Genomic DNA, 24,715 nt, shown 5'->3' with positions numbered 1-24,715 from the left:
TCGCATGACGCGTACGACTTTAGCAATCTTTTTTCACAATTCGGGGCAGGAATTGCCCGTCATCGCGAGAAACCAACGCCTCAGGTCTTTGCCGTGATTCCTGCAGCGATGATCGGATCGAGCTTGGCGCGCAGCCGCCTCACGGCCGTTTCGTGCTTCAGCGTCTGCGGACCCCGGCCGTAGGTCGCGGCCTTGCGGATCAGCCGCAGCTGCTCGCGCTGCAGGTGCGTCTTCAGGCGTCTTGCGCGCCAGCCGTAGGTCCAGCCCATTTCGCGGCGCACCCTGTAGCGCTGCATGGGCGCGCCCAGCCGCACCCATTCGTCGTCCTGGATCAGGTCGCGCTCGGGCACGAACCAGGCCGCCAGCGCATGCAGGTAGGTGCCGTTCTCGCGCGCGGCAACATGCCAGAAGAGGGCGGCCACGATGATCGCGGGCAGGCCCTTGATGACCAGCATCACCGCCATCTCTCCATAGCCGCCGTCGAACAGGTCTTCGAGGAAGGGCGAATTCCAGATGAAGTGCATCGCCCACGCGAGCACGAAGCACAGCACCGCGACCGCGACGCGCACCACCATCGGCCGCTGCGGATGCAGCAGGAACCAGGCGACGCCGAAAGACGCGATCGCCGTGTAGGCCGCGTGGCTCCACAGCCCGCTCAGCAGCCCGCGCGTGAACAGGTTCAGAAGCACAGGATAGACCTGGTTCTCCAGCGGAAAGTGCACCGCCGACTTGACCGTGTAGCTCAGGTTCTCGACCACCTGGAAGCCCAGCCCCACCATCGCACCGACGATCAGCACCGACAGATATGTCTGGAACTGGTTGCGCGCCACCAGCACCAGCAGGACGACGCCTGCAAGCTTCAGGAACTCTTCCGTCACCGGCCCCGCAATGGCCGGCCCCCATGTGGCGACGAACTCCGGCGAAATCAGCTTGGCGCACAGGCTCTGGATGGCGACGTTGGCCGGCGCCGCGAAGTACACGGCGCCCATGCCGCCCCATGCGAAGGCCAGCACGTAGGCCTCCGTCGGGTGCTGCTCCAGCAGGTCGAGCGTGCGGAAGGCCTGCACGATGAGCATCGTGTAGATGCCCCACACCGTCAGCCCCAGAAAGGCGGTCACGGGCACCACCCGCACCCCCAGCGAGAACATGTAGACCGTGTAGAACAGCCCGTTCAATATCAGCGCCGCCAGCACCCAGAAGGCCACGCGCCGGGGCTGGAAGAAGGAGTCGGTGCCGACGGGCCAGCCGGCCACCTCGGTCACCTGCTGGCTGCCTTGGCCGCTTTGGTCGCCCTGGTCGAACACCGGCATGTTCATTGCGGCGCCTCCAGGTCCATCGAGTCGAGCATCGAGCGCGCCTCCTGCAGCGCGTCGTCCATGCCGTCGCTGGAGCCCCAGAAGTCGATCTGCACCAGCGACTTGCGCCGCACGTCGACCACCTGCCAGAACCGCCCCGCCAGCTTCGAGCCGTAGTAGGCGAAGGTCTTGCCCTGCAGGCCCCAGGAGGTGATGAAGTCAGACACGTCGCCGTCGATCTGCAGGCGCTGGCCGCGCTCCATCAGCCGCTGCTGGCGCACGAGAGGGCCATCGGGCCCGCCCGCCCACGGGAAGGTCGTCACCAGGAACTTGTGGCCGCCCTTGAAGAGCATCAGCGACTGGCCCGCCTTGGAGCGCGCAACGTCCATCTCCCAACCCTCGGCCGGCACGAACCTGGCCTGGCCCGCCTCGACCGTTTCGCCCGGCTGCAGCGGCCGGTTGCCCGGCGTGTGGCGGTCCCACCAGGTGAGGCCGCCCACGTAGGCGGCAATCGCGAGGAGCACCGCCAGCGCCCCAGGCCAGGTGCGATACGGTATGCGGCGTGAGGGCTCGTTCATCCTTTGATCGTGCCATACGATTGCCTGCGCACGGGCGTCGGCGCCGGGCGATGCGGCATACTCCCCACCCCCTCAAACTCAGCAGAATTCCACTGAATGGACAAGGAAGTCGACCCCCGCGTACTCACTGTGATCGACGAGATGCGGCTCAAGGGCCCACGGCTCACGCCGGTCGAGATCGTCGCCAAGATGGGTGTGTTCGACGCGCGCGACAAACCATTCGAGCACGCGTGGCTGGCCACCGGTGACAACGTCATCGCCACCATCTGGGCCGAATGGGTCAACGTGTCGGCCAGTGGGCGCTGGTTCTACCTTGAATCGCTCGACGCCCACCACCGCGCCGGCGGCGGCGAGCGCAACGCCCAGCAGCTGCAGCGCGCAAAAGACAGGCTCGCGCTGCTCAAGCGCAGCTACGACGCCGGCAACGGCTTCCGCGCCGTGGTGCAGACCAACCGCATCGCCATTCTCGAAGTCGAGAGCAACAAGGACGCCAAGGTGTCCACCCGCGTGCGCGACGACGACGAATGGCATGTGGCCAGCTGGGAGCCCGAACAGAAACTCGCCGTGCTCGTGCGCGGCCCGCGCGGCTGGGCGCCGAGCGAAGCCGAAGTGCAGGCCGCAAGGGAACGCGGCAACATTCCGCAGAAACTCTCCGCCGCCGCCAAGGCCGCCGACGACGAAAAGGCCACGCCCGAAGCCGTGCAGGCTGCCGCCCTCGAATACGTCGTCAAGCACTTCACCGGCTACGGCTACAAGGCCGAGAACATGACCGGCAAGGGCTTCGACCTCGAAGTGTCCAACGCCAAGGGCCAGACCCTGCTGCGCGTGGCCGTCAAGGGCACCGCGCCCGGCGTGCCCAGCTTCAAGCTCGGCAAGGAAGAAAGCGACTGCTCCGTGCGCGAGCCGCTGTGGCGCCTGCTGGTGGTAACAGATGCCGGCACCGGCATGGCGCAGCACAAGATCTACAAGCCGAACGAAATCAGTTCTGCGCCGGGCTACGACCCCTCGTAATAGCTCTCGCGCGCACCGATGCGCGACTGTTGCAAAAATGGCGTGACGGGGTAACGAGACTATTCATCGCCTCCGCGGAAGATTACATTTCGCGGAATTGTCACAAGGCGATATGACCGACAGCAGCCAAAAGACGCCTCATTCCATGATCTACCTGCCCGTATCGGGCAAGTTCTTCATCGCATTGATCGGCTCGGTTGCGTGGGTTGCCTTTTCGATCTGGGCCGCACAAGCCTGGCTGACCGAGCTGACCACCCATGTCGGCATCGTGCTGGCCGTTTTCCTGGTTTATGGCATTGCCATCGTTCCGGGGTTCATGAATGCATTTCTGGCCATCAGCCTGCTTCTGGACAAAAGGCCGCCGCGTACCGCGCTCTCCGTCTATCCCCCGATATCCATCCTGATCGCCGCGTACAACGAGGAAGCCTCCATTGAAGAGACCCTCGTCAGCATCGAGCGGCAAAACTACCCCGGCGAATTGCAGGTCCTCGTGATCAACGACGGCTCGAAAGACGGCACCGCCACCGTGGTCGAGGGCGCCTGCGCCCGGTATCCGTGGATCACTTTTGTCGACCTCAAGCAGAACGGCGGCAAGGCGCGCGCCCTGAATATCGGCTTCAAACAGGTGCTGCACGACATCGTCATCACGGTCGATGCCGATTCATTCCTCTACAAGGGCGCGCTCACCAGCATCGTCGAGCGCTACCACTCCGACCCGCCCAATACGCGCGCCGTTGCCGGAAAAATCCTGGTGCGCAACTCGCGCTACAACTGGATCACCCGCTGCCAGGAGTGGGACTACTTCCACGGCATCGCGGCCATCAAGCGCGTGCAGTCGCTCTTCCAGGGCACGCTGGTGGCGCAGGGCGCGTTTTCTCTCTACGACCGCGACGCACTCGAAGAGGTCGGCGGCTGGCCTGAATGCGTGGGTGAAGACATCGTGCTCACCTGGGCCCTGCTGAAGGCCGGCTACCGCATCGGCCACTGCGAGGACGCCTGCCTCTTCACCAACGTGCCCACCAGCATCCGCCAACTGGTGAAGCAGCGCCAGCGCTGGGCGCGCGGCATGACGGAGGCTTTCGCCAAGCACCCGGGCATTCTTCTGCAGCCCCGGCTTTCGACCTTCTTCATTTACTGGAACCTGCTTTTTCCGTGGCTCGACCTGGCCTACACCATCGGATTCATTCCGGGGCTGGTGCTCGCGCTCTTCGGCTATTTCTGGATCGTCGGCCCGATGACCCTTGCGCTCATACCGGCCGCATTCGCATTGAGCCTGCTGATGTTTTCCATCGAGCGCCGGATGTTCAAGCAAACAGGGCTCGTCGTGCGAAAGAATTTCCAGGGCTTCTTCATCTACGTGCTGCTCTACAGCCTGATTCTTCAGCCGGCCAGCGTTCTCGGATATCTGGACGAGCTCTTCAAAAGGCCCAAGGCCTGGGGGACCAAATGACCCGGGCATCGATGAAACCGATGAGACGACATTCGGCCACCGCTTTTCTTCTTTTTATTCCGGCGCTCGCGCTGCTTGCCGCCGCTCCCTGCAAGGCGCAAGAGGAAGAAAAGCCCAAGACCATGGCCTTCGGCCCCGAGTTCTACCTGACCAACGACAGCGACCATTTCCAGTCGCGCCGCGTGTCGGTCGAATTCTTTCCCGCCTTCGAAAATGCCGACCGTTTTCTCGGCTTCAGGCTCGGCGACTACCGATACAAGCAAGACAGCTGGAAAAGAAGCGGCCAGAAGCTCACCTTCCTCGCGCGCGACATCGAAACCCGAACCGCCGACGGCGGCTCCATGGAAGCCGGCGTGTTCGAGCAGGGCGGCCACACGCTGCTCACGCTCGACGGCAGCTACCGCATATCGCCCACCAAGAGCACGGCGGTCGAATTCCTCATCACGCGCGACTGGGTCGAAACCCCGAAGTCGCTCGACAGGGGCATCGACTTCACGTTCGTCGGCGTCGCGGCCGACCAGCGCCTGGGCGACCACGTCACCCTGGTGGGCCTCGTCGCACAGCAGTACTTTTCAGACGGCAACCGGCGAGACCACGGACGCCTGCGGCTCATCTACCAGCCCTCGCTCGACCTCGGGCTCACCCTGCAGGCGCGCTACCGCACATACCGAAGCACCCACGACGACGTCGACAGGGCCTACTTCAACCCCACGAGCTACAGCGAGTCGATGTTCGCCATCGGCTGGCGCCACCGCTTCCAGGGATGGACCGCCTCCGTGACCGCAGGCCTCGGCAACGAGACCATCAACCACGACATGAGCCAGCCCACGAGGCTGCTCGACGTGAGCCTGCAAAGCCCCGTGAGAGGCGCGCACGTGTTCCGCTTCGGCGCCGGCTACAGCCGCAGCACCACCTTCGCGGGGCCGAGCTACCAGTATCGGTATCTGCGTGGGGAGTGGATCATCCGGTTCTGATCGCAGGCACGAACCAGCCACCAAAGACACGAGCCGGCAGAGGGCGACAGGCTCTCAAAAGTCATAGCTTTGTGTCCCGCCGCAGCGCCCCGGCAGATATCCCGCCGTTTCGAGAAATCCTCGACGAAATCTTTTCTCTTGCGCGGCTTCGCTTCTCTAAAGTGAATGCCCCTGTCGCAAGACGCCCCTCCCTGTGGGCGACGACCACCGATCGTGAAAGGAGCTCCCCAACAGCTGACCCACTGACCTGATGAACCGCCTACCTCACGGCGGGTTGCCGGTGCTCCTCGGTGCACTGGTGCGAACGTGAGGCACAAAAGGCGACGGTCAGGGTGCGTGAACACCCTGACCGTCTGACCACATGACGTGCAACACCTTGGAAAGAAGGCACACCAAATGGCTACGCGAATTATGGCCGGGCGTCCCACGCCCAAATCTTCCCGCCGCAGCAGCAACAGCAGCACCACGCGCGGCACCACCACCAAGCCCACGGCGCCCGCCCCGACGCCCGACGAGGCAAGGGAACTACTCGAAATCAAACTGGCGCAGCTGAACTCGCTGCTGTGGTGCTGTTATGGCGACGGCAACGGGTGGTTTGAGGAGGCGGGGGAGAAGCATCGGGACAACATGCTCTGGATTGCTGCCGACCTGGCTCGGGAGGCGGAGATGTTGTTGGAGGTGAGCGCGCCGAAGTAAAAGGTTCTAGCGCTTTTTATCGGCTTCACTGGGCATCCCACAAAGTGGTGATGCCCAGCACTCGGCACTTCGCTACCGTACCGCTCGGGAGTGCCCGTGCCGAGACATGGGAGGCCGAAAAAGACGCTGTTGCAAATGGCAGGCGCATCCAGAGTGTTGGGGCGAGTGCTCTATGGCGTAAAGAAAAAGAGCAAGACGGCCGCAGAGAAGTGCTGATGTGACGGTCGCTACCGTGCCTGAGTTGAACCAATCAGCCTCCATGAGTCCCGGCTCTATTCATCTCTTCAAGCCAGGAGCTTCCGGTATGTACTTGATCAAGGCGATTCATGTGAGGTTCGCCGTCACGTTCACTCTCGACCTGGACACGGCCACGCTGGATGATCTGGCCAACGTCAAGGATCCGGGAAAGTTGCCGCAAGCAGACAAGCTGCGCTACTTCGCCCGCCAGAGCCAGCTGCAGAAAGAGGGACGCGTCGCGATCGTCCGGCACCATCATCAGCGCCTGAAAAAGATTCTCCACATGTTGGCCGAGCGGGCGATCGGACCAGATGAGGACACGGTTCATCAGGAGCTGAAGACCAGTGCAGCGACCCTTAGCGCAATCCTCGTGAACTGGAAGGTCAAGGCCGAGGCTGGAGACAAGCTGTTCAGCGAACTCAACCTCGTCAAGGCCATCCAGCCGGAACTTCAGAAGCTCAAGGGGAAGCTCGTCAATAGCGATCTGGACAGCAAGGCAACGGCCAAACACCTCGAGGCACTCGAGAAGGCTCGACGCCAGGTGGGCGATGCGCTGGCCCGTGGAGAAGCGGGAGTGCGAGCATGGATCCGTGACTCGTGCATCAAATATCGAGGAAGTCTGGCGACCGGATGGAGAAACGCCCAAAAATCCCAAGACGGCACTGCCATGCGGATTCGTGTGCCGGAATCCGGCATGGACGAAGAGCAAAGGGAGTCGATGAAGTTCGACAGCGATGCATTCGTTGAAGTCCCCGCGACTACATGGGAATCATGGGCTGACATGGAGATCGTCACGGAGCGTGAGCGCGAAGGGAAGATGGACCTCGCTGAGCTTGTTGTCCGTGTCAAAGCACTGATGAAGCCGGTTCAGTATCAATTGGCGTTGCAGAAGGAATACCTCGATGTCGAGAATCGATGGGGCCAGCCGAAATCCAGTCGCCGATCGCTCATCGAGATTCGCATTAATAACGCGCAGGTGTCCTTGGACCAGCTGGACCGCCCCTACCGTCAGTTGTTGGGGGTGCAAGCTGTTGAAGAGCAATTGAGACTAGCGATGAGCACCGTCGCAGGCTACAAGCGCACATCAAAAGGGGAAGCCGATTTCAGCTTTGTCCTGCAATCTTCAAAGAAGAGCGCGCGCGAATTGACTGCCGGCAATCTCTATCCACTGAATGAAATCGCGAAGGCTGGCTTGCCGCTCACGGAGTCCGATTTGGACCTGGTCTTCGCCGATCGGCAACTGATGGTGAAGATGCCTGAAAAGCACGTCAGCATGAGCCAGCCAGTCGCAACGACTACCTACGACTGGGAGACTCCGATGGATCCCCACACACGGAGCCGACCGACCGAAGCGATGTTGATTGCAGAGTATTTGGGTGCTGATCCGCAAACGACTCTGGCGCAATTCGCGGCGGCTGGAAAACAGGCACGGCTGGGTGCCGTCAAGGTTGTGGATCAGGCCTTGACTTTCTGAGACGGAGGTCGCTCATCTAGGCCAGGGCGCTGCACTGATACCTCGTGCGCGAATATCACGACGCATTCGGCACCGGATGTGGAGAAGTTGTTCGGAGTGGCTGAAAGGCGCGCAAGTGTTTCAAATAGGGTCATCCCACAAAGACGGGATGCTCTAGAACTTTCCACTCCGCTAATGTCGCACCGAGGAGGGTTCCTATGCCGATCCCAAACTTTTTCTGTGGGCGCCAAGATGCCCTGATGAACGGGGTGTCGTCCACGGCGCTTGCTTTGCGCGGTGCTTTGTCAAGGTGTCCGTTCCTCGAAAAAATGGGGAAATGAGATGGCAAAAATCTACCGCCGCCTGAACCTCTTTCTGGCAAAACCCTTAAGCGATGGCCAAGCGCTTGAGGATCTTCTTGCCAACGCGCCGGTGGACAACTATCCAATGGCAGATATCTTGGGCATCGAGGGCGTCCTTTGTGTGAAGAGAAGTACTGAGAAAAGGCCTATCTGGGGCCCTGTACTCGATGAGGTTACTGGTCGCGTCGTACCGGGTCTAGCAAATCGATCGAGTTCTGCGGTTCTACTACTTCGAGTGGACGGCGACGTCTTCGCGTTTGCCTTTGGGTATGGTCGGTATTTGATCGAGCAGTCGCTGTTTGTTCAGGACTTTGGTATCCGCACTGCGCTCAATACGCTCGATGACAAATCACTACGCAGCGTTGACTTGCATACTCTCGAAGACCAGCCTGTTCAGAAGAAGTCCCAAGCTGCTCGCGACTCGGAGGTAGGTGTCTTTGGCATCGACATCCTGCGGGACGTTCTTCGCGCCGTGACGGGTGTCCCCAAGAATGGAGTTGCTCTTGTGCAGATCGCAGGTGGAGACGCGATGTTCTCCTTCGGCGTCGAAATGGAAGCTTCGGATTTCCCCATGCTGGCTCGTCGCATCAAAGGCTACTACGTCAATGATGACTACAAAGAGTCCTTTTCGTGGGTGGACAACGTCCGCAAGATCAAGGATGAAGCCTCGATTAATGCGCTGAACACCCAGCTAGTTCAAGCTGTCGCCACGCGCAATCCCGAAGTCATGGTGACGCTGCCGGAGATTGGCGCGTGGGACACGATCCTAGGCTCAGCTTTACACGAAGAAAGGATGGTGTGCGTCCGGTCATTCATTCAGCGGACTACATCGACACCATTCCTGATTTGGCGCGTCTAACCATCGATGGTTTGAAACACGACCGGCTTTTTGTCCACGATGTCGACGGAAACATTACTGAACACTCGGTGTACCGCTGTATCTACTTTGAGATCGTTGACGGCGATAAAACGAAGATCGTGTTTGACGGCAAGTGGTATGAGGTTGATGCAACATTCATTGGCCGTATTGCCGCGACGCTGGACTTGATTCCAATATCCACCCTTGCATTCCCAGCCGTTGAAGTGTGGGAGGAAGGGGGTGAGTCGAAAATTGAGTCTGAAGGTAATTACAACATTCGAGCAGCTGCAACGTATGGGTATTTCTTGCTGGATAAAAAGCTCGTCAAAACCGATCGGACTACATCACCCATAGAACTTTGCGACCTTCTGACCCCTGCCAAGCAACTAGTGCATGTGAAGCATCGCAAGGGCGGATCGGCTGGATTGAGCCACCTCTTTGCTCAGGGCGGCGTCGCTGCTGAAATCATGCTCGGAGACAAGGCATTCCGTAAGAAGGCACGAACGGTGCTGCGTGGGGTAGATCCGGCTGCACGTGATCTTGTGCCCTTGGACACCCTCAGGAGTGCCGACTATGAGATTGTTTTCCTGATCTTGGGCGAGGCCAGTGCGATGCTGAAGCAGAGCCTGCCATTCTTCAGCAAAGTCAACCTGTCGAAGGCTTTCGAAAACCTCTCCCAGCGTGGATTCCGGGTTTCGATCGCCGGCGCTCCGACGACGCCACGTCCTATTCCCTAAGGAAGAAGTCAACGCATCGTCCATCGCGGCTCTCACATGCTATTGGCCCGCGGACTCAACGCCAACCTCGTTCAGGCATGGCCCCGCCGCCTGGTGTCCAATGTTCCCCACCATGGACATCGCCCCCTTCACCCCCGCCGATGCCGCGCGCCGCGCACGACTGGAAATGCCCATGCTCTATGCCTGGCTCAAGCCCGACGAGGCGGTGCAGGCCGCCATCGCTGAGCACCGCGCGCAGTGGGTCTGGCGCACGCAGCCCAAGCCGAGCCTCCCAAAGCCGAACCGGTTGCACATGACGCTGTGCCACATCTCGCCACAGGGCGATGCTGCCGTCGAAGGCATCCGCCAGGCATTGGGCGAGTTGCGAATGGAAGAGAGCTTCGAGCTGCTGCTGGACTGGTCCGGCGTCTGGGCCCACAACGGCATCGCCATCGTGCGCCCGCAGCCGCACCCAGCGCTCGACCGGTTGCAGCAAGCCGTGGTGCGTCAGCTCGCGCCGTGGCTGTCGGGCCGCCACGACGACTGGGCACCGCACATCACCATCGCCCGCAAGGCATCGGGGGCCGCCGCACCGGCCATGCCGCCTGTTCGCTGGCCGGTGCGCGAGTTTCTGTTCGTGCGTTCGTGGCTGAAGACGCGGCCTGTGTGGCACGAGGTGCTGGCGTCCTATCCGCTTCAGTCCTCCGGCAGTGGTCCCGTGCCGCAGTGACGCTGTTTCGAGTCCTTCACCACAGGCATCAGCAAGATGCCGTCCAGCGGATAGTCGGAGTGCGCGGCCACGCGGGCTGCGTCGAGCGTGGTGGCCGCGCAGGCGCCATTTGCGCAAGCGCGTGCCTGAGAATGGCCTCATGACGCTTGACCGCAATACATCGCTCGTCGAGTTTGAGGACGTACCGCGATGGGTGCCCAATTCGCTGTATCAGTACCTCTCGCAGGAATCCGCTTTGCTCAGCTTGGCCTGCCACGCTGATCTGTCTCCTGCAACTGTGGAAGGTATTCGCGTGTTGAACGCCGAGACGGGTCCGAGCGTCCGAATCGACTTCCTGCACACCGCCGCGGTCCGCATGCAGATGTGGAACGGAGATGCGCGGGATGGTCACCCACTGGTCTCTCTGGGCCTGCGGGCGAATCGCCTCTACGAAGTTGAGGATTCCCCCTGGCTACCGGCGCTCGCGCGCGAATCCGTGTGGAAAGAGGCGGCCCGGCTACGGCATTTTGTGTGTGCGTTTCGCGCCCACGTCTATGAAATCGCGGCAGAGCAGTTGCGTTGGCAGGTGTTCGACGACGCACCGCCTATCGCCTTGTCCCGACTCGGTGGCCCACCTCCGAGCTGGCGCTGACGTTCGCAAGTGTCAGGCGCGCAGGGCCTGCAGCTTGGGGAGCTGCTGACCTTTTCTGCGCGCTTCGGCCAACTCACCTCTGCGGCATATCCTTAACCGAATACCCCAGACTCACAGTCGCATCCTCCGGAATCGCCGGCATCGTCGCATTCCAGGCCTGCCAATCCGCCCGCATCGCGGCCAGCCGCTCCGGCTCCTTCTTCGCCAGATTAGCCCGCTCGCGCTCATCCCCGGGGATGTTGAACAGGTACTCGTTGCCGTCGACCTTCAGGTACTTCCAGTCGCCGTCGCGCAGCGCCTCTTGCCCACGATGGTTCATGCGCCAGTGCAGCGGCCGGCGGAAGCTCTTCGATGCGTCCTTGAGCACGGGCATCAGCGAGACGCCGTCCAGCGGGTAGTCGGGGTGCGCGGCCACGCCGGCTGCGTCGAGCATGGTGGCTGACCAGTCCATGGTCATGCACAGCTGGGTGCTCTCGCCGCCCTTGGCGATCACCTCTGGCCAGTGCGCGATCCATGGCACGCGGATGCCGCCTTCGGTCAGGTCCATCTTGCCGCCGACCAGCGGCCAGTTGTCGGAGAAGCGTTCGCCGCCGTTGTCGCTGGTGAACACCACCAGGGTGTTGTCGGCCATGCCGTGCTTCTTGAGCGCGTCCATGATCCAGCCGATGCCTTCGTCCATGTGATGGATCATGCGGCGGTACACGTGGATGTTGCCGCCGGCCAGGTCGAACAGGTTGTCCTTGATGCTCGGTGCCTTGGCCGCGTCGTCGCGGGTTTCCCACGGCCAGTGGGGGGCGGTGTAGTGCAGGCTCAGGAAGAAGGGGGCCTCCTTTTTCTTCTGAAGTTCTGACATGCGTTCGACGTAGTCGACCGCGCGCTTCGAGAGGATGTCGGTGAGGTAGCCCTCTTCCTGCTTGTCTTCCTCGCCGAACCACAGGTCGTGGCGGCCGGTGGAGTCGCAATGCGTGAAGTAGTCGACGCCGCCCGACATGGGGCCGAAGAACTCGTCGTACCCCGAGCGCAGCGGGCCGAAGGTGGGCGGGTAGCCCAGGTGCCATTTGCCGATGAGGGCGGTCTGGTAGCCGCTGGCCTTCAGCAGCGAGGGCAGGGTGGGGTGGTCGGTGGGCAGGCCCAGGGTGGTGCTGCCACGGCTCCTGCTGTTGATGGGCTCTTCGGCCGCGCCGCGCAGGCGGTACTGGTAGCGGCCGGTGATCATGCCGAAGCGCGTGGGCGAGCACACGGGCGAGTTGGCGTAGCCCTGCGTGAGCTTCAGGCCGTTGGCGGCCAGGCCGTCGAGCACGGGCGAGACGGGGCCGAACACCGCGTCGCGGCCGCCGTAGCAGCCGAGGTCGGCATAGCCGAGGTCGTCGGCGACGATGAAGATGATGTTGGGTCTGGTCATAAGTTGATCGCGCCTTCGAGGCTAGGAGGTCTTTTCGGGGAACACCGCGGAACCGGCTCTGCCGGGCCGCCGGTGTTGCCCCCTGCAAGGGGGTTGGCGAAGCGACACGAAGTGCGCGAAGACTGGGGGTCGTTCAAGGCTGGTAACCGGACTTCTGCACCACCGGCGCCCATTGGGCACGGTAGGCCTTGAGCATCGCGGCGGTCTGCGCCTGGGTGCTCACCACGGGCGTCATGCCCGAGTCCTTGAACTTGCGCTGCGTGTCCGGGTCCTGCATGACTTCGCGGATGACGACGGCGAGGCGCTCGACCTTTTCCTTCGGCATGGTGGCCGGCGCGAAGAAGGTGTTCCAGCCGGTGGCCGCGAGGTCGAGGCCGGCTTCCTTGAAGGTGGGCACGTCGGGCGCGAAGGGCGAGCGCTTGGCGCCCGAAATGGCGAGGATGCGCAGCTTGCCCGCGGTGTGCTGCGGCACGGCCACGTCTTCGGTGTCGACGGCCACGGGCACCTGCCCGCCGATCACGTCGTTCAGCAGGGGCGCCGAGCCGCGGTAGCCGATCACCTGGGTCTGCACCTTGGCCTTCTCGCCGACCATGAGGCCGAAGAAGTGCGGCAGGCTGCCGGTGGCCGGCACGCCCACGTTGGCCTGCGCGGGGTTGGCGCGCATCCAGGCGAGCAGGTGGTTCAGTTCGCGCACGGGCAGGGTGGGCGACACGGCGAGCGCGAAGTTGTAGTCGTTGACGTACGACACGGGCACGAAGTCGCGGTCGGGGTCGTAGTTGTTGTCCTTGAAGACCAGCGGCGCCACGATCATCACGGCGGGGTTGGCGAGCATCAGCACGTTCTGGCTGGCGGGCGTGGCCTTCACCTGCTGCGCCGCGAGGCGGCCGCCGGCGCCGGGCTTGTTGTCGACCACCACGGGCACGCCCAGGCGGGTGGTGAGCTTGTCGCCACGATGCGCGCCACGCGGTCGGTGGCGCCGCCGGGGGCGTAGCCGACGACGATGCGCAGGGGCGTGTCGAACTTGACCTCGGCGGCCGTCGCGCCGCCAGCGAAAGCCGTCGCGAGGCCGGCGATGGCCAGCATGCCGGCAAGGCGGCGGGTGATGGAGAGGGATGGGGTCGGCAGCATGGTGAGCAGGTCCTTGTTTCGTCGTTCAGGCGATGGCTATCGATGGCAATCGAGTATGGCCGCGGGATCCGCAGTTGCGGACGATTCTGAAGAGGCCGCGCTCGATTGATCAAATCAACCATTCACCGGACTAACCCTTCCTTCATTGCCGTTCTGCCTGCTGTCTCAATCCACCTTCATGCCGGTGGCCTTCACGATGCGGCCGTAGCGCGCCTGGCTGGCGGCCAGGTGCTCGCTGGCCACGGTGCCGGTTTCTCCCAGCGGAACCATGTCGAGCGAGGCGAGGCGTGCCTTGATCTCGGGCAGCGCCATCGCCTTCTGCAGCGCGGCGCGCAGCGTCTGCGCCACAGGCTCGGGCGTGCCGGCCGGCAGCATCGAGACGTAGAGCACCTCGAATTCCAGGCCCTTCAGGCCCAGTTCGCCCACGGTGGGCACCTGGGGCAGCAGCGGCGAGCGTTGCTTGCCGGTCACGGCCAGGGCGCGCAGCTTGCCCGCCTGCACCTGTGGCAGCAGGCCCGGCGTGGCGAGGATGCCGGCCTGCACCTCGTCGCCCATCAGCGCCAGCACGGCGGGGGCGTTGCCCTTGTAGGGCACGTGGGTGATCTTGGCGCCCGTGTCGCTGGCGAAGATCTCGGCGGCGATGTGGCCCGGGCTGCCGTTGCCGGCCGAGCTGAAGGTGGCGGGCTCGGCCTTGGCCTGGGCGATGAACTCGGGCAGCGTCTTCGCCTTCACGCCCTGCGCCACGCCGAAGGCCAGGCCCGAGGAGCTGAAGATCATCAGCGGCTTCAGGTCCTTTGCCGCGAAGGGCATCGAGGCGTACAGGTGCGGGTTGATGGTGAAGGTGCTGTCGATGCCCAGCAGCACGGTGTAGCCGTCGGCCGGGCTCTTGGCGACCAGGTCGGCGCCGATGTTGCCGCCCGCGCCGGGCCGGTTGTCGACGATGAAGGGCTGCTTCAGGTCCTTCTGCAGCGCGTCGGCCAGCGCGCGGGCGAGGATGTCGATGGGCCCGCCGGCCGGGAAGTTGACGAGCAGCCGCACCGCCTTGGCGGGGTAGGGCGCGTCGGCGGCCAGGGCCTGCGTGGTGGCGGTGGCGCCGAAGGCGAGGGCTGCGCAGGTTGCGAGGGCAGCGGCGAGGCGGCGGCGCGTGCCGCGAAAGGTGTTGCTGGGCGAACCGGTGGTCATGTCGTCTTGTCTCCGTTATCCAGGGCAACTCTAGGTGGCCGGCGGGGGCGGCACAACTGAAAGCTCTTCTGCCAGCTATTCCGGCTGGTTATATTGAGGCGGCCACTCTCCCAAGGAAACATCGTGTCAGCCATGAACTTTGGGCGCCTGAAGATGCGCCACCTGCAGTGCCTCGTGATGGTGGCGCAGGAGCGCAATCTGGTGCGCGCGGCCAAGGCGCTGTCGCTCACGCAGCCGGCGGTGTCCAAGACGGTCGCCGAGCTGGAGGAGATCGTCGGCCGCCAGCTGCTGCTGCGCCGCCGGCGAGGCGTGGAGCTCACTCCCGCCGCCGAGGTGCTGGTGCGCCACGCCGTCTCGGCGCTGCGCGGCCTGCGCGAGGGCCTGGGCCTGGCCATGGACCAGCCCGAGGCCGACCAGCTGCGCGTGGCGGTCGGCGCACTGCCCAACATGGTGGCCAACCTGCTGCCCGAGGCCGTGGCCATGCTGCACGCCTCGCAGCCGGCGCTGCGGGTGCGCGTGGTGAGCGGCACCAACGCGCAGCTGATGACGCAGCTGCGCCAGGGCGAGATCGACCTCGTGCTCGGCCGCCTCGCGCAGGCCTCGGCCATGGCCGACCTGGCCTTCGAGCAGCTCTACAGCGAGCCGCTACTGCTGGTGGTGCGGCCCGGGCATCCGCTGGCGGCTCGGCGCAAGCCGCCGCTCGACGCGCTGGCGGAGCATCCGCTGGTGCTGCCGGTGTCGGGCACGTCGATACGGCACACGGCCGACGCCTTTCTGATTGCGCAGGGCATGGCGCTGCCCGGCCGGCTGGTGGAAGCGACGGACACGAGCTTCGTGCTGGGGCTGCTGCAGCGCTGCGATGCGGTGTGGTTCGCGCCGCAGGGGGCGGTCGAAGGGCTGGTCGAGCGCGGCGAACTCAAGCGGCTGGCCATCGACACCTCCAGCACCGAAGGGCCGGTGGGGCTCACCATGCGGCGCGGCGACGAGCCGGCCGAAGGCGCGCGCCTGCTGATCGAGGTCATCCGCGAGATCGTGGCGACAAGGCATCGAACGATCGAGGGAGTGCCCGCATGAGCGGCAGCGACAAGACGATGCCCGCCGAGCGCCAGTCGCTGGTCGACGCCCTGCGCGGCTTCGCGCTGCTGGGCATCCTCGTCGTCAACATCGCGAGCTTTTCCTCCACGTACTACGGCGCGGGCATTCCCGACCCGATGGCGCAGTCGGTGCTCGAACGCGCGGCGCTGCTGGTGCGCACGCTGGTGTTCGAGACCAAGTTCTACCTGCTGTTCTCCTTTCTCTTCGGCTACAGCTTCACGCTGCAGATGCAGTCGGCCGAGCGCGGCGGCAAGGCTTTCGCGCCGCGCATGGGGCGGCGGCTGGTGGGCCTTTGGGTGCTCGGGCTGGTGCACGCGGTGGTGCTGTACCACGGCGACATCCTCACCACCTACGCGGTGCTGGGGGCGGTGCTGCTGGCGCTGCGGCGGCGCGGCGACGTGTTCATGGCGCGCGCCGCGGTGTTCCTGGTGCTGGCTACTTCGCTGCTGTGGGCGGGCATCGGCTACCTGCTGGTGAAGGCGGGCGCGCCCAACGACACGCGCACGGCCTATGCGGATGCCGCCAGGGCGCTGGCCGCGTATCGCGGAACGCCGTTCACGGTGATCGTGCAGCACCTGCGCGAGCTCTCGCAGATCTGGTGGATCACCGGGCTGGTGCAGGCGCCGACGGCGCTGGCGATGTTCTTCGCGGGCTTCATCGCGGGACGGCGCGAGCTGTTCGCCAATGCCGATGCGTACCGGCCGCTGTTCGAGCGACTGCTGCGCTGGGGGCTGGTCATCGGGCTGCCGGGCGCGGCGGTGTACGCCTTTCCTTCGATCCGGCTGGACAACCCGGTGCGCGAGCTCTACGGCCTCGCGGCCACGCTGCTCACCGCGCCATTTCTCACTGCTGCCTACGCGGCCGGCCTCGTGCTGCTGATGCTGTCGCCGCGCGGCCGGGTGCTCGAAGCCATGCTCGCGCCGGCAGGCCGCATGGCGCTGACCAACTACCTGATGCAGTCGCTGGTCTGCGCATGGCTCTTCCTGGCCTACGGGCTGCGCTGGATCGGCACCATGGGGCCGCTGGCCGCCACCGGCATCGCCTTCGCGATCTTCGCGGCGCAGCTGGTGCTGAGCCGCTGGTGGCTGGGGCGCTTCGTCTACGGGCCGGTCGAGTGGGTGCTGCGTGCGTTCACGAACCTTGAGCGTCCGCCGATGCGGCGCAAGCATTGACGCCCTTTGTCGCTGGCAAGCGGGCGTGGGTATGCGATCCTCTCGGCCAAGCGTGCGCAGAGTTGCCGCCGCCATTCATGACGGAGGAGTCCATGGGTATTGAGTACAGGCACTTTCTTGTCGTCGACGATGCCAATTGGCGGCCGAGCGCCGACACGGCCGCGCGGGTCGCGAAGCTTCTGGCCGAATGGTCAATCGGTACGGAGCTTGTCGAGGCGGTTGACTTGTCGCGGCGAGAGAACGTGTCTTTCGAGGAGGCGGGCGCGCTCGCTGCCTCTGGGCCGGGAGTCGCGCTGCGATATCGCGGCGTCAAAGCGACACCTGTGGCGGCGCTCGCGGGGCCTTCCAACTACGCGAGCGTGAGACCCTCCGATCGTTACACGACGGAGACCGTGCTGATATTGGGTAATGACTACCGTATCCAACACAGTTCCGACAGCATTTTTTTCGATCTTGTTTCACCGCCGCTGGCCGTGAATGGACAGCAACTCGCGCCGGATGAGGCGGAGCCCTACCGCTACATCTACAGCGAGAGTTTCTCGTCGGACTACGTCCTGAAGCCGCCTGTTGTACGCGCGCAAGTCGAGGGGTTCGCCCGTAAGAACATCGACTGGACCGAGTGCCTGGGTTTCTGGAGAGGTGGACTGGTGATCGATTTCGGCAAGGACCTGCCGGGTTTTGTCGAGTCGGTCCACCGACTTCCGGCGCGGGCGTTCGTGGAGGCGCTGCAGGATGTGTTCAGAGGGCCGGTGGTGGAGATTGGCGAGTTCTATTGAGGGTTTGATCGCCGAGTCGGGGCAGCGGCCGCGATCAGATGCTCAGCGCGGCAGCAGCGTCGACAGCTGATAGACCGCGAAGCCCAGCAGGATCGCGCCCGACAGCCGGTTGATCGACTGCATGGTCTTGGCACTGAGCTTGTGCCGCACCGACGACACCATCGTCGACAGTCCTAGCCACCACAGCGCGGAGCCCAGGAACACGCCGAGCACCATGGTCGCGGCCTGGGAGGCGCCGGGGGTGTGGCCTGCAACGTGGCCCGTCGAAATGGACGCGAACACCGCGACGAAGGACAGGATCGTCATCGGGTTCGCCAGCGTGAGCACGAAGACCGAGAGCGTGGCCTTCAGCGGCGTGGTGGCGTCCGCCGCCTGCCGGGCCTCGGTCGCCACCGGCGCGCGAAGCAGCTGAACGCCCATCCAAGCGAGGAAGGCGGCGCCGCCCAGCGCAAGCGGCACGCGGGCCGCCACCATCGACGCGATGACGGCCGACACGCCCAGTGCGCCGATGGCGCCATAGAAGGCGTCGGCCAGCGCGGCGCCGAGCCCGCTGAGAAAGCCGATGCCGCGGCCATGCGCGAGGGTGCGCTGGATGCACAGGAGGCCGATGGGGCCTACGGGTGCCGCGATGGAGAGCCCGATGACGAGGGCCTTGAGGAAGAGGGTGGAGTCCATGCTGTAAATTGTGTTTACAGCTTCGCCTGAGGAGAATGGCGAAGCTCAGGCGGAATGCGCTTCCTGCCTGAAATTCAAGACGAATCGACCGCCGAAGCCTGAAATCCATGGAAATCGACAGCAAGAACTGGCAGATCCTCGAAGTGCTGCAGGCCGATGCGCGCACCTCGCTCACGGCGCTGGCGCGGCAGGTGGGGCTTTCGGTGCCGTCGACCTCCGAGCGCGTGAAGCGGCTGGAAGAAGCTGGCGTGCTGGCCGGCTACCGGGCGGTGGTGCCTCCGCGCAAGGTGGGCTATACGGTGACGGCACTGGTCGGCATCACCACGCCGCAGCCCGACAAGGCGCGGCTGTTGAAGTTGCTGGAGGGTCGAAACGAGGTGCTCGAGTGCTTCCACGTGACGGGGCAGGACTCGTACGTGCTGAAGGTGGCGGCGCGCGACATCGAGCACCTGGAAGCCTTCGTGAGCAGCATCAACCACCTGGGCGAGACGCGCACGTCGATCGTGATGTCGGTGCCGATTCCGGCGCGCCCCATCGCCGCGCCCGAACCGGAAACGTCGCCGCGCCGCTAGGCCGGGGGCAGCGGCCGCGACCACAGCCAGGCCAGCACGCAGGCCATGCACCCGATGGCCAGCACGGCGAGCCACGCACGGTGCGCGGTGAACGACACGATCACCGCGCACACCGCCATCGTCACGGTCGCGCTCCATTTGGCGCGCCGGCTCACGGTGCGGCCGTTGGCCCAGTTGTGCAGCAGCGGGCCGAAGAGGCGGTGGTTCAGCAGCCAGGCATGCAGCCGTGGCGAGCTGCGCGCCGCGGCCCATGCGGCCATAAGGATGAACACCGTGGTCGGCATGCCGGGCACGATCACGCCGATGAGGCCCAGCACCAGGCACAGCACCGCGAAGGCGTAGAGCAGCGCTCGCGTGAGCGCGGGCTTGCGTTCGGGGGCGGGGGCCGGCTCTGGCTTCAAGACAGGATCAGGCCGGGGCCTGTCCTTGTTGCGGCAGCTGCTCGCGCTCGGGCAGCCCGTCGGCCGAGATGCGCATCTTCGGCAGGAACTGCGGGTACTCGCGCTGCATGAAGTCGATGAGGCCCTCTCGCACGCTGCAGCGCAGGTCGAAGGTCAGGCCCGAGGTGGCGGCCGTGCACAGCACGCGGATCTGCATGGTGCGCTCCGTGGCGTCGGTCACGCGCACGTTGAAGAAGCGGCCGTCCCACTCGGGCGCGGCCTTCACGATGCGCTCGACCTCGGCGCGCAGCGGCGCGAGCGGCATGCCGTAGTCGACGTAGACGAACACCGCGCCCAGCAGTTGCGACGAATGCCGCGTCCAGTTCTGGAACGGCTTCTCGATGAAATAGCTCAGCGGCAGGATCAGGCGGCGCTCGTCCCAGATCTTCAGGACGACGAAGGTGCCGGTGATTTCCTCGACGCGGCCCCATTCGCCCTCGACCACCAGCACGTCGTCGATGCGGATCGGCTGCGCCAGCGCGATCTGCAGGCCGGCGATGAGGTTGCTGAACACGGGCTTGGCGGCAAGACCGGCCACGATGCCGATCACGCCGGCCGAGGCCAGCAGGCTCGCGCCCACCTGGCGCGCGCCGGGGAAGGTCATGAGCATCATCGCGCCGCCGGCCACGATGACCACCGACATGGCGGTGCGCGCCAGCACACGGGTTTGCGTGAGCACGCGGCGGGCCTGCAGGTTGTCGGCGATGTCGGAGGGGTTCTGCGCCAGCACGCCTTCGGCGAAGCCGCTGATGGCCTTCACCGTGAGCCAGGTGGCGGCGGCGATGAGCAGCAGGCCGGTGAGATGGCGCACGTTGCCGATGAAGCGCAGGTCGTCCGGCGCGCCCTGCCAGACCATGGTGAGCGCCACCAGCGGGAACACGAGCCGGGCGGGAGCCCTGCAATTGACCACCATCGCATGGATGGCCGGCGCGGGGCGGGTGATCCGCCTGAGCACCAGGCCGACGATGCGGTGGGCGAGAAGAGAGAGGGGAACTGCGATCAGTGCGGCAAGCCAGGTGCCGAACCAGGGGTGGGCGAGTATCTCTTGGGTCATCAGGCGGGAGTCGTCTTCGCTTGTTCTGTTGTCTCGTTCAGAGGTTGAAGAATGCGCGCCGCGTCGTCGCGCAGCTGCGTGGCGAGTGCCGTGGCCAGGTCGAGGCGGCGAAGCAGCCAGGGGCTGATGTCGTTGTCGAACGGGTCGGGCAGGGGGATCGGGCCGCCGACGGCGGTCGAACCCGAACTCTCGGGGTGGGAGGGGCCGGTGGTCGGAATGGTTCCGATGGCCGCCTCGATTCGTTGCGCGGTGCGGCCGATGGGGCCTTCCACCTCCGCCGGCGTGAGGCGGTCGCGCCGCAGCACCAGCATCGACTTCACCGCGCTCAGCTGCGCGAGCAGCTGGTAGCTGTGGGCCTGCAGGTGCTCCAGCGGCTCCAGCGGCGGCTGCACGGCGCGCGGCTCGGAAAGCGAACGCTGCGTGGCCTGCACCAGCGCCGAGAGGCTGTCGTAGGCCTCGCGGCGCGCAAGGCGCCACTCGAGCTCGGGGCTGCTGTCGATGGCCTTGAGCTGGCCCAGGCCCAGCGCGAGGCGTGCATGGCGGGCCTGCGCGGTGAGCACGCGCGAGACCAGCGCCGGGATCTGCGTGCGCTCCCACGAAGGCAGCACGTAGCAGAAGCCCCAGGCCAGCGCGGCGCCGATGAGCGTGTCGGCGATGCGTTCGAACAGCGCGAAGATCGGCGCGACGCCCACGTTCAGCATGTGGGCCTGCACCAGCCCCAGCACGGTGGCGGCCACCGCCGTGATGAGGTAGCGCCGCACCGCGAAGCTGTGCGCGATGGCCTGCGCGACCGTGACGATGACCAGCAGCATCAGCGCCGAGGGGTGCGCCGACAGCAGCCCCACCGCCAGCACGCAGCCCAGCAGCGTGCCGGCCACGCGGGCGTTGCGCCGCTCCAGCGTCTGCGAGAGGCTGCCGCGCAGCACCACCACGATGGTCAGCAGGATCCAGTAGTCGTGCGAGCCCCAGGGCATCGACACCGCGATGGCGTAGCCGGCCGCGATGGCCAGCGCGGCGCGGATGGCGTGGCGCAGCGGCGGCTGGTCCCAGCTCCACAGCGTGAAGAAGGGGCGCAGCGACCAGTCGGTGGGGCTCACGAAGAGCTGCCAGTTGGCGCGCACCACGGCCAGGTTGGGCTCGGCGTCGCCGCGCGCCATGGCCGACAGGCGCAGCACCTCGTCGTTGATGTGGCCGATGCGGCTGGCCAGCCCGCGCGCGAGCATGGCGGCCGTGGGCCCGATGTGGCCGCCGCCGCTGCCATCGGCGCTGTCGTCGGCCGAGACGTGGATGGCCGCCAGGCGCGGGCGGCGGTCGACCACGGCGTCGGGGTGGCGGCCGAAGAGCAGGGCGTCGGCCAGCGCGACGGTTTCGTCGGCGAGTTCTTCGAGCACGCGGCGCATCTCGATGAGCGCGTCGGCATGCGCAGGGTGCGCGCGCAGGGTGTCGAGGTCGAGTTCGCTGGCCAGCAGCTGGTCGCGCATCTCGAGCACGATCACCAGCATGGCGGCCAGTCGCTGGCGGCGCGGGGTGCGCGGCGATTCGAGGACGATGTCGCGCGTGGCCTGCAGCTGGTCGGCCAGCGCGGCCTGCTCGCGCAGCAACTGGCCGAGCAGGGGCGCAGGGGTGTCGCGCACGTCGCGGGTCTCGTCCTGCGGCAGGAACTGGCTGGCCTCGGTGCGCATGAGCGCGGCCAGCGAGTACAGCACGTCGGCCACCGACTGGGTGCGAAAGCGCCCGTTGAGCGCCAGGTTGGCCAGCGTGGCCCAGATCACGTACAGCCCCGCGCCCAGCCCGAAGTGCCAGGTGCGCTCGATGGCGTCGGCCATGCCGGAAGGCGCGGGCGTGGCCATGGAGAAGATCATCGAGAACATCACCGCGATGGCGATCGGGATGCCGCGCTTGCCCCAGGCCATGGCCAGGAAGGCCATGAAGGTGGCGGGCACCAGCACCAGCCCGAGGCGGATGGGGGCGCTGTGCAGCATCTGCACCGCGAAGAAGAGCGGCAGCCCGATGAGCGGCGCTGGCAGCATCTGCAGGAACTTGCCGCGGCGCGGGCCGGGCAGGTCGGGCGGCGCGGTGACGATCACGCCGGTGGCGGCGGCCGATGCCGCGATGGTGCTCAGCCAGAGATGGACCCCGCCGGAGATGAAGAGCAGGCCCAGCGCGACGGTGAGCCCGCTCGCGACGTAGTGGCTCAGCGCGATGCGCAGAGCGGCACGGACCCGGGGCGCGGCGCTGCTGGGCCCCTGCATCGTCACTTGGCGGAGGAGTTGCCTTCGGAAGGCGCGCCGTTGGCGGGTGCCTCGCGGCGCACGCGCGTGAGCTTGCGCGGAGCGGGAGCCGCCGCCGGCGCGGCCGGGGTTTCGGCTTCGGCTGCCTCGTCGGCGAAGCCCGGCACCGTACTGCGGGCGTAGAGGTCGGTCGAGTCGTTGGAGTTGCCGGCGCTCGCCTTGGCGGAGGCAGACACGGCGCGCACGCGGTCGCTGGCGCGCAGCTTGTCGTCCACGGTGGCGAATTTGGAGTACTTGGCGAGCAGCGGCACCAGCTGGCCGTACACGCGCGGGGCGCCGGCCAGGCACTCGCGCTGGTCCATGAACTCGGGCTCGCCCGTGAAGTTGCCGATCAGGCCGCCGGCCTCGGTAACCAGCAGCGAGCCCGCCGCCACGTCCCAGGGGTTCAGTCCGGTCTCGAAGAAGGCGTCGGTGAAGCCGGCCGCCACGTAGGCGAGGTCGAGCGCGGCGGCGCCGGGGCGGCGCAGGCCGGCGGCGCGGGGCATCATGTCCGCCATGATGGCCAGGTACTGCTTGAAGTTGTCGCCGGTGCGGAAGGGAAAGCCGGTGGAGATCAGGCACTCGTTGAGGCGGGTGCGCTTCGAGACGCGGATGCGGCGCTCGTTCATGTAGGCGCCGCGGCCCTTGGTGGCGGTGAACAGGTCGTTGCGGGTGGGGTCGTAGACCACGGCCTGCTCGATCTTGCCGCGCACCGACAGCGCGATCGACACGCAGTAGACCGGGAAGCCGTGGATGAAATTGGTGGTGCCGTCCAGCGGATCGATGATCCAGACGTAGTCGGAGTCCTTGGCGCCGTACTGGCTGCCGGATTCTTCCGCCAGGATGCCGTGCCCCGGGTACGCGCCGAGCAGCGTCTCGATGATCGCTTGCTCGCTGGCGTGATCGACTTCGGTGACGAAGTCGTTGACCTGCTTCTGGGAAATGCGCACGGCTTCGACGTCGAGGGCGGCGCGATTGATGATGGCGCCGGCGGCGCGTGCGGCCTTGACGGCCACGTTGAGCATGGGATGCAGGTTGGGGGACGACATTGGATTGTGGGAAGAACGGTGGGGAGGGCCCCCGGAGACGGCCCGGCGATGCGGGCGGCGAGAATCGGGGGATTTTACCGGCTCCGCCCGTTAGTGTCCGCCAACCCTCCATGCGCACCCGTTTCATCCTGATCCAGACCAGCCACGCCGGCAACGTGGGCGCCGCCGCCCGCGCCATGAAGACCATGGGTTTTTCCGACCTGGTGCTGGTGGCCCCGCGCTGGGCCAACGTGCTGCGGCGCGAGGAAACCATCCAGCGCGCGAGCGGCGCGCTCGACGTGCTGGCCAACGCCCGCATCGTCGAGACGCTCGACGAGGCCCTCGACGGCGTCACACACCTGTGCGCCACGGCAATGATCCCGCGCGACTTCGGCCCGCCCACGCGCACGCCCCGCGAGCACCTGGAGCCGCTCGCCAAGCAGGGCGACCAGCACGTGGCCTTCCTGTTCGGCTCCGAGCGTTTCGGCATGCGCAACGAGGACGTCTACCGCTGCAACGTGGCCCTGAGCATTCCCACCGACCCGAAGTTCGGCTCGCTCAACCTGGGTGCGGCCATCCAGGTGATCGCCTACGAATGGCGGCTGGCGCTGGGCGGCTACGAGGTGCGCGAGGCCATCCAGCCCGTGCAGGCGGCAGACGCCCAGGCCGTGGCCGGCATGCTCGACCACTGGGAGCGCTCGCTGGTGGACATCGGCTTCCTCGACCCCGGGGCGCCCAAGAAGCTCATGCCCAGGCTGCAGCAGCTCTTCAACCGGGCCCAGCCCACGCCGGAGGAGATCCACATCCTGCGCGGCATCGCCAAGGCGATGAGCGACGCCACCCGGCCGCCGAGGGGAGACAAGGCAGACAAGGGCGGCAAGGCCCCCGGGAACGACTAAAACCTTATCGTTCGTACGCGAAGACGCCCG

Annotated in this window: 21 protein-coding genes and 2 pseudogenes; 13 read left to right on the top strand and 10 right to left on the bottom strand. The window is 65.6% G+C overall.

Annotation, left to right across the window (positions count from 1 at the left end):
- Positions 1-80 precede the first annotated feature (80 nt).
- Together ACAM57_RS20565 and ACAM57_RS20560 are read right to left on the bottom strand one after the other, a co-directional pair.
- Positions 81-1,316 (bottom strand): PrsW family intramembrane metalloprotease, encoded by a 1,236-nt coding sequence (locus tag ACAM57_RS20565; protein WP_369658704.1) that lies wholly within the window; start codon positions 1,314-1,316, stop codon positions 81-83.
- Positions 1,313-1,873 carry a hypothetical protein gene (locus ACAM57_RS20560; RefSeq protein ID WP_369658703.1) on the bottom strand — a complete coding sequence of 187 codons (561 nt, stop codon included), beginning with the start codon at positions 1,871-1,873 and terminating at the stop codon, positions 1,313-1,315. Before ACAM57_RS20560 ends, ACAM57_RS20565 begins: the two co-directional genes overlap by 4 nt.
- A gap of 96 nt (positions 1,874-1,969) precedes the next feature.
- Here ACAM57_RS20560 and ACAM57_RS20555 point away from each other — a divergent pair, with 96 nt between their 5' ends.
- From ACAM57_RS20555 to ACAM57_RS20520, 8 genes and pseudogenes are all read left to right on the top strand, one after another.
- Positions 1,970-2,884 (top strand): hypothetical protein, encoded by a 915-nt coding sequence (locus ACAM57_RS20555; protein WP_369658702.1) that lies wholly within the window; start codon positions 1,970-1,972, stop codon positions 2,882-2,884.
- A 145-nt stretch (positions 2,885-3,029) separates the two neighbouring features.
- On the top strand, positions 3,030-4,334 hold the full coding sequence (locus ACAM57_RS20550; protein ID WP_369658701.1) for a glycosyltransferase family 2 protein: 1,305 nt from the start codon (positions 3,030-3,032) through the stop codon (positions 4,332-4,334).
- A gap of 20 nt (positions 4,335-4,354) precedes the next feature.
- Entirely contained in the window at positions 4,355-5,308 is a 954-nt protein-coding gene (locus ACAM57_RS20545) for a hypothetical protein (protein ID WP_369658700.1), read from the top strand.
- Positions 5,309-5,704: 396 nt separating this feature from the next.
- Positions 5,705-6,004 carry a hypothetical protein gene (locus ACAM57_RS20540; protein ID WP_369658699.1) on the top strand — a complete coding sequence of 100 codons (300 nt, stop codon included), beginning with the start codon at positions 5,705-5,707 and terminating at the stop codon, positions 6,002-6,004.
- Between the two features lie 304 nt (positions 6,005-6,308).
- Entirely contained in the window at positions 6,309-7,715 is a 1,407-nt protein-coding gene (locus ACAM57_RS20535; protein ID WP_369658698.1) for a hypothetical protein, read from the top strand.
- Between the two features lie 321 nt (positions 7,716-8,036).
- A pseudogene (locus ACAM57_RS20530) lies at positions 8,037-9,652 on the top strand (TIGR04141 family sporadically distributed protein).
- Positions 9,653-9,764: 112 nt separating this feature from the next.
- Positions 9,765-10,361: a 2'-5' RNA ligase family protein gene (locus ACAM57_RS20525; RefSeq protein ID WP_369658697.1), complete on the top strand. Its 597-nt coding sequence runs from the start codon at positions 9,765-9,767 to the stop codon at positions 10,359-10,361.
- Between the two features lie 139 nt (positions 10,362-10,500).
- On the top strand, positions 10,501-10,992 hold the full coding sequence (locus ACAM57_RS20520) for a hypothetical protein (RefSeq protein WP_369658696.1): 492 nt from the start codon (positions 10,501-10,503) through the stop codon (positions 10,990-10,992).
- 73 nt (positions 10,993-11,065) lie between these two features.
- Here ACAM57_RS20520 and ACAM57_RS20515 read toward each other — a convergent pair whose 3' ends face one another.
- The 3 genes and pseudogenes from ACAM57_RS20515 to ACAM57_RS20505 all read right to left on the bottom strand — a co-directional run bounded on the left by ACAM57_RS20515 (position 11,066) and on the right by ACAM57_RS20505 (position 14,704).
- Positions 11,066-12,394 (bottom strand): sulfatase, encoded by a 1,329-nt coding sequence (locus ACAM57_RS20515; protein ID WP_369658695.1) that lies wholly within the window; start codon positions 12,392-12,394, stop codon positions 11,066-11,068.
- Between the two features lie 133 nt (positions 12,395-12,527).
- Positions 12,528-13,477: pseudogene (locus ACAM57_RS20510) on the bottom strand (Bug family tripartite tricarboxylate transporter substrate binding protein).
- A gap of 210 nt (positions 13,478-13,687) precedes the next feature.
- A complete protein-coding gene (locus tag ACAM57_RS20505; protein WP_369658694.1) occupies positions 13,688-14,704 on the bottom strand; it encodes a Bug family tripartite tricarboxylate transporter substrate binding protein in 1,017 nt (338 codons plus the stop codon).
- A 132-nt stretch (positions 14,705-14,836) separates the two neighbouring features.
- Between ACAM57_RS20505 and pcaQ the strand changes: the two genes are divergently transcribed.
- From pcaQ to ACAM57_RS20490, 3 genes are all read left to right on the top strand, one after another.
- Positions 14,837-15,778, top strand: a complete 942-nt coding sequence (gene pcaQ, locus ACAM57_RS20500) for a pca operon transcription factor PcaQ (protein ID WP_369658693.1) — start codon at positions 14,837-14,839, stop codon at positions 15,776-15,778.
- Positions 15,775-16,971 carry a DUF418 domain-containing protein gene (locus tag ACAM57_RS20495; protein ID WP_369658692.1) on the top strand — a complete coding sequence of 399 codons (1,197 nt, stop codon included), beginning with the start codon at positions 15,775-15,777 and terminating at the stop codon, positions 16,969-16,971. Before pcaQ ends, ACAM57_RS20495 begins: the two co-directional genes overlap by 4 nt.
- 92 nt (positions 16,972-17,063) lie before the next feature.
- Entirely contained in the window at positions 17,064-17,747 is a 684-nt protein-coding gene (locus ACAM57_RS20490; RefSeq protein WP_369658691.1) for a hypothetical protein, read from the top strand.
- A gap of 42 nt (positions 17,748-17,789) precedes the next feature.
- Here the strand turns inward: ACAM57_RS20490 and ACAM57_RS20485 are convergent, their stop codons facing one another.
- Positions 17,790-18,422 (bottom strand): LysE/ArgO family amino acid transporter, encoded by a 633-nt coding sequence (locus ACAM57_RS20485; RefSeq protein WP_369658690.1) that lies wholly within the window; start codon positions 18,420-18,422, stop codon positions 17,790-17,792.
- A gap of 107 nt (positions 18,423-18,529) precedes the next feature.
- Between ACAM57_RS20485 and ACAM57_RS20480 the strand changes: the two genes are divergently transcribed.
- The gene (locus ACAM57_RS20480; RefSeq protein WP_369658689.1) at positions 18,530-18,994 is read left to right on the top strand and encodes an Lrp/AsnC family transcriptional regulator; all 465 of its coding nucleotides are present in this window, start codon (positions 18,530-18,532) and stop codon (positions 18,992-18,994) included.
- Here ACAM57_RS20480 and ACAM57_RS20475 read toward each other — a convergent pair.
- The 4 genes from ACAM57_RS20475 to ACAM57_RS20460 are packed head-to-tail and all read right to left on the bottom strand — an operon-like array spanning position 18,991 to position 23,807.
- Positions 18,991-19,395, bottom strand: coding sequence for a YbaN family protein (locus ACAM57_RS20475; protein WP_369658688.1), 405 nt, complete (start codon positions 19,393-19,395; stop codon positions 18,991-18,993). The two genes, ACAM57_RS20480 and ACAM57_RS20475, sit on opposite strands and share 4 nt — an antisense overlap.
- A gap of 7 nt (positions 19,396-19,402) precedes the next feature.
- The gene (locus ACAM57_RS20470; protein WP_369658687.1) at positions 19,403-20,488 is read right to left on the bottom strand and encodes a mechanosensitive ion channel family protein; all 1,086 of its coding nucleotides are present in this window, start codon (positions 20,486-20,488) and stop codon (positions 19,403-19,405) included.
- Positions 20,488-22,740: an FUSC family membrane protein gene (locus ACAM57_RS20465; protein WP_369658686.1), complete on the bottom strand. Its 2,253-nt coding sequence runs from the start codon at positions 22,738-22,740 to the stop codon at positions 20,488-20,490. Before ACAM57_RS20465 ends, ACAM57_RS20470 begins: the two co-directional genes overlap by 1 nt.
- A 2-nt stretch (positions 22,741-22,742) precedes the next feature.
- Positions 22,743-23,807 carry an inositol monophosphatase family protein gene (locus ACAM57_RS20460; protein WP_126018166.1) on the bottom strand — a complete coding sequence of 355 codons (1,065 nt, stop codon included), beginning with the start codon at positions 23,805-23,807 and terminating at the stop codon, positions 22,743-22,745.
- A 110-nt stretch (positions 23,808-23,917) separates the two neighbouring features.
- Here ACAM57_RS20460 and ACAM57_RS20455 point away from each other — a divergent pair, with 110 nt between their 5' ends.
- A complete protein-coding gene (locus ACAM57_RS20455; protein WP_369658685.1) occupies positions 23,918-24,685 on the top strand; it encodes an RNA methyltransferase in 768 nt (255 codons plus the stop codon).
- Positions 24,686-24,715 lie beyond the last annotated feature (30 nt).

Source organism: Variovorax sp. V15, from assembly GCF_041154425.1.
Lineage (GTDB): Bacteria > Pseudomonadota > Gammaproteobacteria > Burkholderiales > Burkholderiaceae_C > Variovorax > Variovorax guangxiensis.
Note: the sequence above shows the minus strand (reverse complement) of the source record. Positions and strands in the feature narration are given on the sequence as shown.

What these genes read in the sequence shown, in the direction of transcription:
- pcaQ (WP_369658693.1), top strand. Translation starts at nt 14,837, where the DNA reads ATGAACTTTGGGCGCCTGAAGATGCGCCACCTGCAGTGCCTCGTGATG.
- ACAM57_RS20545 (WP_369658700.1), top strand. Translation starts at nt 4,355, where the DNA reads ATGAGACGACATTCGGCCACCGCTTTTCTTCTTTTTATTCCGGCGCTC.
- ACAM57_RS20465 (WP_369658686.1), bottom strand. Translation starts at nt 22,740, where the DNA reads ATGCAGGGGCCCAGCAGCGCCGCGCCCCGGGTCCGTGCCGCTCTGCGC.
- ACAM57_RS20520 (WP_369658696.1), top strand. Translation starts at nt 10,501, where the DNA reads ATGACGCTTGACCGCAATACATCGCTCGTCGAGTTTGAGGACGTACCG.
- ACAM57_RS20495 (WP_369658692.1), top strand. Translation starts at nt 15,775, where the DNA reads ATGAGCGGCAGCGACAAGACGATGCCCGCCGAGCGCCAGTCGCTGGTC.
- ACAM57_RS20515 (WP_369658695.1), bottom strand. Translation starts at nt 12,394, where the DNA reads ATGACCAGACCCAACATCATCTTCATCGTCGCCGACGACCTCGGCTAT.
- ACAM57_RS20460 (WP_126018166.1), bottom strand. Translation starts at nt 23,807, where the DNA reads ATGTCGTCCCCCAACCTGCATCCCATGCTCAACGTGGCCGTCAAGGCC.
- ACAM57_RS20490 (WP_369658691.1), top strand. Translation starts at nt 17,064, where the DNA reads ATGGGTATTGAGTACAGGCACTTTCTTGTCGTCGACGATGCCAATTGG.
- ACAM57_RS20565 (WP_369658704.1), bottom strand. Translation starts at nt 1,316, where the DNA reads ATGAACATGCCGGTGTTCGACCAGGGCGACCAAAGCGGCCAAGGCAGC.
- ACAM57_RS20455 (WP_369658685.1), top strand. Translation starts at nt 23,918, where the DNA reads ATGCGCACCCGTTTCATCCTGATCCAGACCAGCCACGCCGGCAACGTG.
- ACAM57_RS20485 (WP_369658690.1), bottom strand. Translation starts at nt 18,422, where the DNA reads ATGGACTCCACCCTCTTCCTCAAGGCCCTCGTCATCGGGCTCTCCATC.
- ACAM57_RS20555 (WP_369658702.1), top strand. Translation starts at nt 1,970, where the DNA reads ATGGACAAGGAAGTCGACCCCCGCGTACTCACTGTGATCGACGAGATG.
- ACAM57_RS20505 (WP_369658694.1), bottom strand. Translation starts at nt 14,704, where the DNA reads ATGACCACCGGTTCGCCCAGCAACACCTTTCGCGGCACGCGCCGCCGC.
- ACAM57_RS20535 (WP_369658698.1), top strand. Translation starts at nt 6,309, where the DNA reads ATGTACTTGATCAAGGCGATTCATGTGAGGTTCGCCGTCACGTTCACT.
- ACAM57_RS20540 (WP_369658699.1), top strand. Translation starts at nt 5,705, where the DNA reads ATGGCTACGCGAATTATGGCCGGGCGTCCCACGCCCAAATCTTCCCGC.
- ACAM57_RS20560 (WP_369658703.1), bottom strand. Translation starts at nt 1,873, where the DNA reads ATGAACGAGCCCTCACGCCGCATACCGTATCGCACCTGGCCTGGGGCG.
- ACAM57_RS20480 (WP_369658689.1), top strand. Translation starts at nt 18,530, where the DNA reads ATGGAAATCGACAGCAAGAACTGGCAGATCCTCGAAGTGCTGCAGGCC.
- ACAM57_RS20470 (WP_369658687.1), bottom strand. Translation starts at nt 20,488, where the DNA reads ATGACCCAAGAGATACTCGCCCACCCCTGGTTCGGCACCTGGCTTGCC.
- ACAM57_RS20550 (WP_369658701.1), top strand. Translation starts at nt 3,030, where the DNA reads ATGATCTACCTGCCCGTATCGGGCAAGTTCTTCATCGCATTGATCGGC.
- ACAM57_RS20525 (WP_369658697.1), top strand. Translation starts at nt 9,765, where the DNA reads ATGGACATCGCCCCCTTCACCCCCGCCGATGCCGCGCGCCGCGCACGA.